The following is a 14,184-nucleotide window of genomic DNA, read 5'->3' as shown; positions in this document are numbered from 1 at the left end:
CCCTGAAGAATGGGTGGAACACCGATGTCGAACGACGACAAGCTCCGCGACTACCTCCGGCGGGCCACCGCCGACCTCCAGCAGGCCAAGCGGCGCGTGCGCGAGCTGGAGGCCAGGGAGTCCGAGCCCATCGCGATCGTGTCGATGGCCTGCCGCTACCCCGGCGGGGTGCGCTCGCCGGAGGACCTGTGGGAGCTGGTCGCGAACGGCGTGGACGCGATCTCCGGCTTCCCGGTCGACCGCGGCTGGGACGTGGAGGGCGTCTACGACCCCGAGCCGGGCAAGCCGGGCAAGAGCTACACCCGCGAGGGCGGCTTCCTGCACGACGTGGCCGAGTTCGACCCGGTGTTCTTCGGCATGAGCCCCCGCGAGGCGCTGGAGACCGACCCGCAGCAGCGGCTGCTGCTGGAGGTCACCTGGGAGGCATTCGAGCGCGCCGGCATCCCGCCCGCCGCGCTCAAGGGCACGGCCACCGGCGTGTTCACCGGCGTGATGCACCACGACTACGCCGACAGCACCACCTCCGGCAGCATCGCGTCCGGCCGGGTCGCCTACACCTTCGGCCTGGAGGGCCCGGCGGTCACCGTCGACACGGCCTGCTCGTCCTCGTCGGTCGCGCTGCACCTGGCCGCGCAGGCGCTGCGCAACGGCGAGTGCTCGCTGGCGCTGGCCGGCGGCGTGGCCGTGATGGCGACCCCGCAGCTGTTCGTCGAGTTCAGCAAGCAGCGCGCGCTGTCGCCCGACGGCCGCTGCCGCTCGTTCGGGCAGGGCGCCAACGGCGCCGCGTGGTCCGAGGGCGCCGGCGTGCTGGTGCTGGAGCGGCTGTCCGACGCCCGCCGCAACGGGCACCCGGTGCTCGCGGTCGTGCGCGGCTCGGCCATGAACCAGGACGGCGCGTCCAACGGCCTGACCGCGCCCAACGGCCCGTCGCAGCGGCGGGTCATCCAGCAGGCGCTGGCCAACGCGCGGCTGTCCCCGGCGCAGGTGGACGCGGTCGAGGCGCACGGCACCGGCACCGTGCTCGGCGACCCGATCGAGGCGCAGGCGCTGCTGGCCACCTACGGCCAGGACCGGGAGACCCCGCTGCTGCTGGGTTCCATCAAGTCCAACATCGGCCACCCGCAGGCCGCCGCGGGCGTGGCCGGCGTGATCAAGGTCGTCATGGCCATGCGCAACGGCGTGCTGCCGCGGACCCTGCACGCCGAGGAGCCCAGCGACCAGGTCGACTGGGACGCCGGGCGGGTCTCGCTGCTGACCGAGTCGGTGCCGTGGCCGGAGACCGGGCGTCCCCGGCGGGCCGGTGTGTCGTCGTTCGGCATCAGCGGCACCAACGTCCACACCATCATCGAGCAGGCACCCGCCGAGGAGCCCGCTGAGGCCGCCGAGCCGGTCGCGGAGTTCCCGGTTCGGCTGTGGCCGGTGTCCGGGCGCGGCGCGGACGACCTGGCCGCGCAGGCGGCCCGGCTGGCGGCGTTCGCGGCCGGCTCGTCGGCCCGCGACCTGGACCTGGCCTACTCGCTGGGCACCACGCGGGCCGCGCTGGAGCACCGGGCCGTGGTCGTCGGCGCCACCGGGGACGACCTGGTCGCCGGGCTGCGCGCGATCGCCGCGGGCACGCCGGCGCCGAACGTGGAGACCGGCGTCGAGGGCAGCGGCCTGACCGCGTTCCTGTTCACCGGGCAGGGTTCGCAGCGGGTCGGCATGGGCCGCGACCTGCGGGCGGCGTTCCCGGTGTTCCGGGAGGCGTTCGACGAGGCGTGCTCGTACTTCGACCTGCCGTTGCGCGAGGTCGTTTTCGGTGATGACCAGGAGTTGTTGAACCAGACGGGGTTCAGCCAGCCGGCGTTGTTCGCCTTCGAGGTGGCGTTGTTCCGGCTGCTGGAGTCGTGGGGTGTGAAGCCGGACTTCGTCGCCGGTCACTCGATCGGTGAGATCGCGGCGGCTCACGTGGCCGGGGTGTTCTCGTTGGAGGACGGTTGCAAGCTGGTGGCCGCGCGTGGTCGGTTGATGCAGGCGCTGCCCGCTGGTGGTGCGATGCTCGCGGTGGAGGCGACCGAAGAGGAAGTGCTGCCGTTCCTGAACGACCGGGTCGGGCTCGCGGCGGTGAACGGGCCCACGTCGGTGGTCGTGTCCGGTGACGCGGCGGCCGTGGACGAGGTGGCGGCGAAGCTGGAAGGCCGTCGTACCAAGCGGTTGCAGGTCTCGCACGCGTTCCACTCGCCGCTGATGGAGCCGATGCTGGCGGAGTTCCACGCGGTCGCCGCCGGGATCGCCTACCACGCCCCGCACACCCCCGTGGTGTCCAACGTGACCGGCGAGACCGCCGACGACCTCGGCTCGCCCGACTACTGGGTGCGGCACGTGCGGCAGGCCGTGCGGTTCCACGACGGCGTGCGGTTCCTCCAGTCGCGCGGCGTGACCCGGTTCCTGGAGGTCGGGCCCGAGGGCGTGCTGACCGGCATGGCCCAGGGCTTCCTCGACCCCGACACCACCGTGCTGGCCGCCACCCGCCGCAAGGACCGCGACGAGGTCACCGCGTTCGCCTGCGCGGTGGCCCGGCTGCACGCGCACGGCCTGGCGCCCGACTGGGCGGCCGTCCACCCCGGCGGCACGCGCGTCGAGCTGCCCACCCACGCGTTCCGCAAGCAGCGGTACTGGCTGGAGTCCGTCCCGGCCGCGCCCGCCGCCGAGGGCGAGGACGCCGAGTTCTGGCGCGCCGTGGAGAACGCGGACCTGGCCGACCTGCTCGGCGTCGACCGCGAGGACGTGGCCCGGGTGCTGCCCGCGCTGGCGTCGTGGCGGGCCCGGGGCCGCGAGCGGGCCACCCTGGACGCCTGGCGCTACCGCGTGGTGTGGCGGCCGACCGGCAGGCCCACCGGGGCGCTGCTGACCGGCACCTGGCTGCTGGTGGGCGCCGCCGACGAGCGCGCCGCCGCGGTCGCCGAGCGGCTGACCGCCCGCGGTGCCACCGTGACCACCCTCGACCCCGCCGGGTCCGGCCGCGAGGCGCTGGCCGCGCTGCTGCGCGAGCGGGCCGTGCCGGACCTGGCCGGCGTGCTGGCGCTGACCGCGCTGGACGAGCGCCCGCACCCGCTGCACCCGACCACCACCGCGGGCGTGGCGGCCACCGTCACCCTCGTGCAGGCGCTCGGCGACGCCGGCGTGTCCGCGCCCACCTGGGTGGTCACCGCCGGCGCGGTGGCCGTCGACCCGTTCGAGGTGCCCGCGTCCGCCGCCCAGGCGTCGGTGTGGGGCCTGGCCGGCGTGCTGGCCCTGGACCACCCGCTCACCTGGGGCGGCGCGGTCGACCTGCCCGCGGACTGGGACGGCGCGCTGCTGGAGCGGCTGTGCGACGTGCTCGCCGACGGCGCGGAGGACCAGGTCGCGGTGCGCCCGACCGGCGTGCTGGGCCGGCGGCTGGTGCACGCGCCGCTGACCGGCGCCGCCCGCCGCGACTGGGCGCCGCGCGGCACCGCGCTGGTCACCGGCGGCACCGGCGGCGTCGGCGCGCACGTGGCGCGCTGGCTGGCCGAGCGGGGCGCCCGGCACGTCGTGCTGACCTCTCGGCGGGGCCCGGACGCGCCCGGCGCGGCCGACCTCAAGGCCGAGCTGGAGGCCGCCGGCACCGAGGTGACGCTGGCCGCGTGCGACGTGGCCGACCGCGACTCGGTGGCCGCGCTGCTGGCGTCGCTGCCCGACGGGCCGCTGACCGTGGTGCACGCCGCGGGCGTGCTGCCCGACGAGGCGCACCTGGGCGACATCGCGCTGGCCGACTTCGTGGAGACCGGCCGGGCCAAGGTCGCGGGCGCGGAGCACCTGGACGAGCTGCTGGGCGACCGCGAGGTCGACGCGTTCGTGCTGTTCTCCTCCGGCGCGGCGGTGTGGGGCTCGGCCGGGCAGGCCGGCTACGGCGCGGCCAACGCCCACCTCGACGCCCTGGCCCACCGGCGCAGGCACCGCGGCGCCCCGGTCACCTCGGTGGCCTGGGGCACCTGGGGCGGCGGCGGCATGGTCGACGAGGAGGAGGTCGGCGAGCAGCTGCGCCGGCACGGCATCCCGCCCATGGCGCCGGAGCTGGCCGTGGGCGCGCTCCAGCAGGCGCTGGACCACGACGAGTCCCACCTGGTGGTGGCCGACATCGACTGGGCGCGGTTCGCGCCCACCTACTCCGCGGCGCGGCCCCGGCCGCTGCTGCACGCCCTGCCCGAGGTCCGCGACGTGCTCGACCTCGACCGCGGGGCCGCGAGCCCGACCCCGGCGGAGTCGGCGCTGGCCGACCGGCTGGCCACGCTGCCCGAGAGCGAGCAGCACCGCGCACTGCTGGACATCGTCCGGACCCACGTGGCCGCCGTGCTCGCCTACGCCGACGCCGCCGGGGTCGAACCGGGTCGCGCGTTCAAGGACCTCGGGTTCGACTCGCTGACCGCCGTGGAGCTGCGCAACCGGCTCGGCGAGGCCACCGGGGTGCGGCTGCCCGCGACCCTGGTGTTCGACCACCCGACGCCGGTGGCGCTGGCCAGGTTCCTGCGCGAGGAGCTGATCGGCTCCGCGGCCCCCGCCGAGGTCGAGGTCGTTGCCGCCCCGGTGGACGACGACCCGATCGTGATCGTGGCCATGTCGTGCCGCTACCCGGGCGGCGTGCGCTCCCCGGAGGACCTGTGGGAGCTGGTCGCGAACGGCGTGGACGCGATCTCCGACTTCCCGACCGACCGCGGCTGGGACGGCGCGGCGCTCTACGACGCCGACCCCGACCGGCCCGGCACCAGCTACGTGCACGAGGGCGGCTTCGTCCACGACGCGGGCGCGTTCGACGCGGCGTTCTTCGGCATCAGCCCGCGCGAGGCCACCGCGATGGACCCGCAGCAGCGGCTGGCGCTGGAGCTGTCCTGGGAGGCCGTGGAGCGCGCGGGCGTCGACCCGAAGGCGTTGCAGGGCAAGCGGGTCGGCGTGTTCCTGGGCACCGGCGGGCAGGACTACGCGGACCTGCTCGACCACGCGCCCGAGGAGGTCGAGGCGTACCTGGCCACGGCCACGTCCGCGGCGGTGCTGTCCGGCCGGGTGTCCTACACCTTCGGCTTCGAGGGCCCGGCGGTGTCGGTGGACACGGCCTGCTCGTCGTCGCTGGTCGCGCTGCACCTGGCGGCGCAGGCGCTGCGCAGCGGCGAGTGCTCGCTCGCGCTGGCCGGCGGCGTGCTGGTGATGGCCACGCCGACGCCGTTCATCGCCTTCTCCCGGCAGCGCGGCCTGGCGCCCGACGGCCGGTGCAAGCCGTTCTCCGACAGCGCCGACGGCACCGGCTGGGCCGAGGGCGCGGGCGTGCTGCTGCTGGAGCGGCTGTCCGACGCCCGCCGCCACGGCCACCCGGTGCTCGCGGTGGTCAAGGGCACCGCGGTCAACCAGGACGGCGCCTCCAACGGCCTGACCGCGCCCAACGGGCCGTCGCAGCAGCGGGTCATCCGCGCCGCGCTGGCCGGCGCGGGCCTGCGGCCCGCCGACGTGGACGCGGTCGAGGGGCACGGCACCGGCACCTCGCTGGGCGACCCGATCGAGGCGCAGGCGGTGCTGAAGACCTACGGCCAGGACCGCGAGACCCCGCTGCTGCTGGGCTCGATCAAGTCCAACATCGGCCACGCCCAGGCCGCCGCCGGCGTCGCGGGCGTGATCAAGTCGGTGCTCGCGCTGCGGCACGGGCTGCTGCCCAGGACGCTGCACGTCACCGAGCCCTCCTCGCACGTGGACTGGGCGGAGGGCCGGGTCGAGCTGCTGACCGAGGCGCGGCCGTGGCCGGCGCGCGAGACGCCCCGCCGCATCGGCGTGTCGTCGTTCGGCGTGAGCGGCACCAACGCGCACACGATCATCGAGGAGGCGCCCGCCGACGAACCCCCGCACGTCGAACCGGTGGCGGTGGCCACCGACGTGGTGGCGTGGCCGGTGTCCGCGCGGGGCGCGGCGGCGCTGCGCGAGCAGGCCGCGCGCCTGGTCGGGCGGGCCGCCGACGCGGAGCCGGTCGACGTGGGCCTCTCGCTGGGCACCACGCGGGCCGCGCTGGAGCACCGGGCCGTGGTCGTCGGGTCCTCGCGCGAGGAGCTGCTGGCCGGCGTGCGCGCGGTCGCCGCGGGCACGGCCGCGCCCGGCGTGGTGACCGGGGTCGCGGGCGGTGGCCTGACCGCGTTCCTGTTCACCGGTCAGGGTTCGCAGCGGGTGGGCATGGGGCGCGAGTTGCGGGTGGCGTTCCCGGTGTTCCGCGAGGTGTTCGACGAGGTGTGCGGGCACTTCGAGCTGCCGTTGGCGGACGTGGTGTTCGGTGATGACCAGGAGTTGTTGAACCAGACGGGTAACAGTCAGCCGGCGTTGTTCGCGTTCGAGGTGGCGTTGTTCCGGTTGCTGGAGTCGTGGGGTGTCCGGCCGGACTTCCTGGCGGGTCACTCGATCGGTGAGATCGCGGCGGCGCACGTGGCCGCGGTGTTCTCGCTGGCGGATGCGTGCCGTTTGGTGGAGGCCCGGGGCCGGTTGATGCAGGCGCTGCCGGCCGGTGGCGCGATGCTCGCCGTGGAGGCCACCGAGGAAGAAGTCCTGCCGTTCCTGAACGACCGGGTCGGCATCGCGGCGGTCAACGGGCCGAAGGCCGTGGTCGTCTCCGGTGACGCGGACGCGGTCGACGAGGTGGCGGCGAAGCTGGAAGGCCGTCGTACCAAGCGTTTGCGCGTGTCGCACGCGTTCCACTCGCCGCTGATGGAGCCGATGCTCGACGAGTTCCGCCGCGTCGCCGAGGGGGTGGCGTTCTCCGCGCCCGCCCTCCCGGTCGTGTCGAACGTGACCGGCGGGCTGGTCACCACCGAGCTGACCGCCGCCGACTACTGGGTGCGGCACGTGCGGCAGGCGGTGCGGTTCCACGACGGCGTGACGGCGTTGGCGCGGCAGGGCGTGACCCGGTTCCTGGAGGTCGGCCCGGACGGCGTGCTCACCGGCATGGCGGACGTGGACGGTGTGCGGGTGGCCACCCAGCGGCGCGACCGCGACGAGGTCACGGCGCTGACCACGGCCGTGGCGCGGGCGTTCGCGCACGGCGTCGAGGTGGACTGGGCGGCGTTCTTCGCCGGCCGCGGCGCGCGGCGGGTCGACCTGCCCACCTACGCCTTCCAGCACGAGCGCTACTGGATCGACCTGCCGGAGCCGGCCGCGGTCGCGGCGACCGGCCCGAGTGGCGCGGACGCCGCGTTCTGGGCCGCGGTGGAGCAGGGCGGCCTGGAGGAGCTGGCCGAGGACCTGTCGGTGGACGCCGGCGCGCTGGGCGAGGTGCTGCCCGCCCTGTCGTCGTGGCGCAACCGGCTGAACGAGGAGTCCACCGTGGACTCCTGGCGCTACCGCGTCGAGTGGCGGTCGGTGCCCGAGACGCCCGGCCTGCTGTCCGGCACCTGGCTCGTGGCGGTGCCCGCGGACGACCGCGCCGAACCGGTCGTCGCCGGCCTGGCCGCGCGCGGCGCGGACGTGGTGCGCGTGGTGGTCACCGAGCCCGACCGGGCCGCGGTCGCCGGTGCCGTGCGCGACGCGCTGGCCGGCACCACCCCGGACGGGGTGCTGTCCCTGCTGGCCCTGGACGAGCGGCCGCACCCGCTGTCGGTGGCGATGTCCACCGGGGTGGCCGCCTCCATCGCGCTGGTGCAGGGCCTGGACGACGCGGGCGTGACCGCGCCGCTGTGGTTCGCCACGGTGGGCGCGGTGGCCGTGGACCGGTTCGACCGGCCCGGCGACCTGCGGCAGACCGCGCTGTGGGGCATCGGCACGGTGCTGGGCCTGGACCGGCCGAACACCTGGGGCGGCGTGGTCGACCTGCCCGCCGAGCCCACCCTGCCCGACCAGCCCGGCCTGATGGCCGACGAGCGGGTGCTCGACCGGCTGGCCGGCGTGCTGCGCGGCGGTGACGAGGACCAGCTCGCGGTCCGGCTGTCCGGCGTCTTCGGCCGCCGGCTGGTGCGGGCGCCGGGGGCGCCGACCGGCGCCGGCTGGCAGCCGCGCGGCACCGTGCTGGTGACCGGTGGCACCGGTGGCGTGGGCGCGCACCTGGCCCGCTGGCTGGTGGCGGGCGGTGCCGACCGCGTGGTGCTGACCTCGCGGCGGGGCCCGGACGCGCCGGGCGCGGCGGAGCTGGTGGCCGAGCTGGGCGGCCGGGCCGAGGTCGTGGCCTGCGACGTGGCCGACCGGGACGCGCTCGCGGAGCTGCTGGGCTCGCTGCCCGACCTGCGGTCGGTGTTCCACGCGGCCGGTGTCATGCACCGCGAGTCCGGGATCGACGACGTGTCGCTGGCGGACTTCGCCGAGGTCGGGCACGCCAAGGTCGCCGGCGCGCTGTACCTGGACGAGCTGCTGGGCGAGCGGGAGCTGGACGCGTTCGTGGTGTTCTCCTCCGGCGCGGCCGTGTGGGGCTCGGGCGGCCAGCTCGGCTACGCCGGGGCGAACACGGTGGTCGACGCGCTGGTGCGGCACCGCCGGGCCCGCGACCTGGAGGGCACCTCGGTGGCCTGGGGCTCGTGGGGCGGCGGCGGCATGGCCGCGGGCGACGCCACCGGCCAGCTCGCCCGCCTCGGCCTGGGCCTGATGGACCCCAGGCTGGCGATCGCCGCGCTCCAGGGCGTGCTCGACCGGGGCGAGGCCCACGCGGTCGTCGCGGACGTGGACTGGGCGAAGTTCGCCCCGGCCTACGCCCTGGCCCGGCCGCGCCCGCTGCTCAACACCGTGCCCGAGGCGCGGGCCGCGCTGACCGAGGACACCGGGCCGGCCGAGACCGCCGACCCGACCGGCCTGGCCGCGCGGCTGGTGGGCCTGGACGAGGCCGACCAGCTCGCCCTGCTGCTGGAGCTGGTGCGCACGCAGGTCGCGATCGTGCTCGGGCACGCCGGTGCCGACGCGGTCGACCCGGAGCGGGCGTTCAACGAGTCCGGCTTCGACTCGCTCACGGCCGTGGAGCTGCGCAACGCGCTGGCCGCGGAGACCGGGCTGCGGCTGCCCGCGACCCTGGTCTTCGACCACCCCACCCCGGTCGTGCTGGCCGAGCAGCTGCGGCTGGAGCTCGCGCCCGCCGACGGCTCGCCGGTGCTCGACGACCTCGACCGGCTGGAGGCGGCGCTCGCCGGCGGCCTCGACGAGGACGTGCGCGCCGAGGTGGCCGACCGGCTCAAGGCCCTCCTGGCGCAGGCCGCCGACGGCGGTCCGCGCCAGGACGGCGAGGTCAGCGTCGCCGACCTGCTGGAGGGCGGCAGCGACGACGACCTCTTCCGGTTCATCGATGACAGGCTCGGCAACGCGTGAACGGGGATCCGATGTCCAACGAAGCCAAGCTCCGCGACTACCTGCGCCGGGTGACCGCCGACCTGCACGAGACCAGCCGGAAGCTGCGCGAGGTGCAGGAGCGGGCGGCCGAGCCCATCGCCGTGGTCGGCATGGGCTGCCGCTACCCCGGCGGGGTCGCCTCGCCGGACGACCTGTGGGAGCTGCTGCGCTCCGGCACCGACGCGATCTCGGACATGCCGACCGACCGCGGCTGGGACGTGGACGCGCTCTACCACCCCGACCCGGAGCACCCCGGCACCACCTACGTGCGGCGCGGCGGCTTCCTGCACGACGCGCCGCTGTTCGACCCCGGGTTCTTCGGCATCAGCCCGCGCGAGGCGGCCGAGATGGACCCGCAGCAGCGGGTGCTGCTGGAGACCGCGTGGGAGGCGCTGGAGCACGCCGGCATCGACCCGCAGGGCCTCAAGGGCACCCAGACCGGCGTGTACGCGGGCGTGGTCTACCACGACTACCCCAACAGCTTCGGCGCCGGCAGCCTGGTGTCCGGCCGGGTGGCCTACCACCTGGGCCTGGAGGGCCCCGCGCTGACCGTCGACACCGGCTGCTCGTCGTCGCTGGTGGCGATCCACCTGGCCGCGCAGGCGCTGCGCTCGGGCCAGGTGTCGCTGGCCCTGGCGGGCGGCGCCACGGTGATCTCCACGCCGGCCACGTTCCTGGAGTTCTCCCGGCAGCGGGCGCTGGCCGCCGACGGCCGGTGCAAGTCCTTCGCCGCCGCCGCAGACGGCGCGGGCTGGTCCGAGGGCGCCGGCGTGGTGGTGCTGGAGCGGCTGTCCGACGCGCTGCGCAACGGCCACGAGGTGCTGGCCGTGGTGCGCGGCTCGGCGGTCAACCAGGACGGCGCGTCCAACGGCATCACCGCGCCCAACGGGCCGTCGCAGCGCCGGGTCATCCGCGCCGCGCTGACCGACGCCGGCCTGCGGCCCGCCGACGTGGACGCGGTCGAGGCGCACGGCACCGGCACCCGGCTGGGCGACCCGATCGAGGCGCAGGCCGTGCTGGCCACCTACGGGCAGGACCGCGAGCAGCCGCTGTGGCTGGGCTCGCTCAAGTCCAACATCGGCCACTCGCAGGCCGCCGCCGGCGTCGCGGGCGTGATCAAGATGGTGCTGGCGCTGCGCCACGGCGTGCTGCCGCGCACCCTGCACGTGGACGCGCCGACCCCCGAGGTCGACTGGGCCCGCGGCGAGGTGGCGCTGCTGACCGACGAGGTGCCCTGGCCCGAGTCCGACCGGCCGCGGCGCGCGGGCGTGTCGTCGTTCGGCATCAGCGGCACCAACGCGCACGTGGTGCTGGAGCAGGCACCGGCCGCGGAACCCGTGGAGCGGGTGCCCGAGCCCGCCGGCGTGGTGCCGTGGGTGCTGTCCGGCCGCACCGCCGACGCGCTGCGGGCGCAGGCCGCGCGGCTGGTCGACCACCTCGCCGCCAACCCCGGGTACTCCGCGCGCGACCTGGGCTGGTCGCTGGCCACCACCCGGGCGGGCTTCGAGCACCGGGCCGTGGCGCTGGGCGCCGACCGCGACGCGCTGGCCGCCGGGGTGGCCGCGCTGGCCGCCGGCGACCCGTCGGGCGCGCTGGTCACCGGCGTGGCCGACGTGGCGGGCAAGACCGTGTTCGTCTACCCCGGCCAGGGCGCGCAGTGGGTGGGCATGGCCGCCGAGCTGCTGGACACCTCGCCGGTGTTCGCCGCGCGCATGGCCGAGTGCGCCGAGGCGCTGTCCGCGTTCGTGGACTGGGACCTGGTCGAGGTGGCGCGGGGCGCCGGGGGCGCGCCGTCGCTGGACCGGGTCGACGTGGTGCAGCCGGTGCTGTGGGCGGTCATGGTGTCGCTGACCGAGCTGTGGCGCCACCACGGCGTGGTGCCGGACGCGGTCGTGGGCCACTCGCAGGGCGAGATCGCCGCGGCCGTGGTGGGCGGCCACCTGTCGCTGCTCGACGGCGCCCGGGTGGTGGCGCTGCGCAGCCGCGCCATCCGCGAGCACCTGGCCGGGCACGGCGGCATGGTGTCGGTCGGCCTGTCCGCCGACGCGGTGCGGCCGCACCTGGAGCCGTGGGGCGAGCGCATCTCGGTCGCCGCGGTCAACGGCGCCGCCTCCGTCGTGGTCTCCGGCGAGCCGGGGGCGCTGGACGGGCTGGTGGCGGACCTGGTCGCGCGCGGCGTGCGCGCCAAGCGGGTGAACGTGGACTACGCCTCGCACTCCGCGCAGGTCGGCGCGATCGAGCAGCGGCTGCTCGACGACCTCGCGCCGGTCGGGCCGCGCGCGGGCGCGGTGCCGATGCTGTCGACGGTGACCGGCGAGTGGGTCGCCGACGCCGCGCTGGACGCCCGCTACTGGTACACCAACCTGCGCACCACGGTGGCGTTCGACCCGGCGATCCGCACCCTGGCCGAGCGCGGGCACGCGGCGTTCGTCGAGGTCAGCCCGCACCCGGTGCTGACCATGAGCGTGCAGGAGACGCTGGACGACCGCGAGCAGCCCACGGCCGTGGTCGGCACGCTGCGCCGCGACGAGGGCGGCCTGGCCCGCTTCACCCGCTCGCTGGCCGAGCTGCACGTGCGCGGCGGTGCCGCCGACCTCACCGCGCTGCTGCCCGGCGGCGCGGTGGTGCCGCTGCCCACCTACGCGTTCCGCCACCAGCACTTCTGGCTGGTCGAGCAGCCGCCCGCGGCGGCCGCCGACCCGGCCGACGCGGCGTTCTGGGCCGCGGTGGAGAACGGCGGCCTGGAGTCGCTGGCCGGCGACCTGGCAGTGGACGAGCAGGCGTTGCGGCAGGTGCTGCCCGCGCTGACCACGTGGCGGGCGCGGCTGCGCGAGGAGTCCGTCGTGGACTCGTGGCGCTACCGGGTCGAGTGGCGGCCGGTCGAGCCGGACGTGCCGGTGCTGTTCGCCGGTTCCTGGCTGCTGGTGGTGCCCGAGTCGATGCGCGACGACAAGCGGGTGACCGCCGTCGCCGACGGCTTCGCCGCGCGCGGCGCGGACGTGCTGCGGGTCGAGGTGGAGGAGCCGGACCGCGCGGCGATCGCGGAGCGGGTGCGCGCCACCCTGGGCGACACCGCTCCGGACGGCGTGCTGTCCCTGGTGGGCCTGGACGCCCGGCCGCACCCGCTGTTCCCGTCGCTGTCGCGCGGCGTCGCGGCCTCGGTGGTGCTGGTGCAGGGCCTGGCCGACGCGGGCGTGACCGCGCCGCTGTGGTTCGGCACCTCGGCGGGCGTGGCGGTGGACGACTTCGAGGAGGTCGCGGACCCGTACCAGGGCGCGCTGTGGGGCATCGGCACGGTGCTGGGCCTGGACCGGCCGAACACCTGGGGCGGCCTGGTCGACCTGCCGGTCGACGTGGACGACCTGGTGGTGGAGCGCCTGGTCGGCGTGCTGGACGCGGGGGAGGAGGACCAGGTCGCGCTGCGGCCCGCCGGGGTGCTGGCGCGGCGCCTGGTCCGCGCGCCCGCCGGCGTGGCCGAGGGCCGCTGGCAGCCGCGCGGCACCGTGCTGGTGACCGGCGGTACCGGTGGCGTGGGCGCGCACCTGGCCCGCTGGCTGGTGGCCGGTGGCGCCGACCGCGTGGTGCTGACCTCGCGGCGCGGCGCGGACGCGCCGGGCGCGGCGGAGCTGGTGGCCGAGCTGGGCGGCCGGGCCGAGGTCGTCGCGTGCGACGTGACCGACCGCGAGGCCCTGCGCGACCTGCTGGCAACCCTGCCGGACCTCACCTCGGTGTTCCACGCGGCGGGCACCATGCACCGCGAGTCCGGTTTGGACGGCGTGTCCGTCGCGGACTTCGCCGAGGTCGGGCACGCCAAGGTCGCCGGCGCGCTGAACCTGGACGAGCTGCTGGGCGCCCGCGAGCTGGACGCGTTCGTGGTGTTCTCCTCCGGCGCGGCCGTGTGGGGCTCGGGCGGGCAGACCGGCTACGCGGCGGCCAACGCCGCGGTCGACGGCGTGGTGCGGACCCGCCGGGCCCGCGGCCTGGCCGGCACCTCGGTGGCCTGGGGCTCCTGGGGTGGCGGCGGCATGGCCTCCGGCGAGGCGGGCGAGCACCTGGCCCGGCTCGGCGTGGGCGTGATGGAGCCGCGGCTGGCCGTGTCGGCGCTCCAGGGCGTGCTGGACCGCGGCGAGGCCCACGTGGTCGTCGCGGACCTGGACTGGGCGCGGTTCGCGCCCACCTACGCGCTGTCGCGCCGCCGCCCGCTGATCGACGCCATCCCCGAGGCGCGGGCCGCGCTGGAGCCCGCCGCCGCCGAGGACGACGGGGCCGGGCAGGACGAGCTGGCCGCGAAGCTGGCGGGCCTGCCCGACGGCGAGCGCCGCGCGCTGCTGCTCGACATCGTGCGCACGCACGTGGCCTCCGTGCTGGGCTACGCCGACGCGACCGCGGTCGAGCCGGGGCGGGCGTTCAAGGACCTGGGCTTCGACTCGGTGACCGCGGTGGAGCTGCGCAACGCGCTGGCCGGCGCGACCGGCGCGCGGCTGCCCGCGACCCTGGTCTTCGACCACCCGACGCCGGCCGCCCTGGTCGACCTGCTGCACGGCGAGCTGGTCGGGGACGGCGGCGCGCCCGCGGGCGGCGGTTCCCTGCTGGCCGAGCTGGACCGGCTGGAGGTCGCCGCGGCGAACCTGGGTGCCGCGGAGATCGAGGCGAGCCACATCACCACCCGGCTGCAGAACCTGCTGAGCCGGCTCAACCAGACCGTGACGGGTGACGCGCCCGTCGCCGTGGCCGAGAAGCTGGAGAGCGCGTCGGCCGACGACGTCTTCGACTTCATCGACCGCGAACTGGGCATGGCCTGAGCTTCGCCAGGCGCGTCACTCCCTACCGGCTTTTCCCGGCCAGGCTTTTCGGCAC

Annotated in this window: 2 protein-coding genes; both read left to right on the top strand. The window is 76.4% G+C overall.

Translation table 11 applies throughout. From position 1 onward, the window contains the following. The first annotated feature begins 24 nt into the window (after positions 1 to 24). A complete protein-coding gene (locus tag EKG83_RS33145; protein WP_153278619.1) occupies positions 25 to 9,306 on the top strand; it encodes a type I polyketide synthase in 9,282 nt (3,093 codons plus the stop codon). Further along, the gene (locus EKG83_RS49460; protein ID WP_407690739.1) at positions 9,303 to 14,129 is read left to right on the top strand and encodes a type I polyketide synthase; all 4,827 of its coding nucleotides are present in this window, start codon (positions 9,303 to 9,305) and stop codon (positions 14,127 to 14,129) included. Before EKG83_RS33145 ends, EKG83_RS49460 begins: the two co-directional genes overlap by 4 nt. Positions 14,130 to 14,184 lie beyond the last annotated feature (55 nt).

Origin of the sequence: Saccharothrix syringae (assembly GCF_009498035.1) — a bacterium.
Lineage (GTDB): Bacteria > Actinomycetota > Actinomycetes > Mycobacteriales > Pseudonocardiaceae > Actinosynnema > Actinosynnema syringae.
This window is presented reverse-complemented; position numbering and strand designations above follow the sequence as displayed.

Coding starts and splice junctions, on each gene's coding strand:
- EKG83_RS33145 (WP_153278619.1), top strand. CDS start 25: ATGTCGAACGACGACAAGCTCCGCGACTACCTCCGGCGGGCCACCGCC.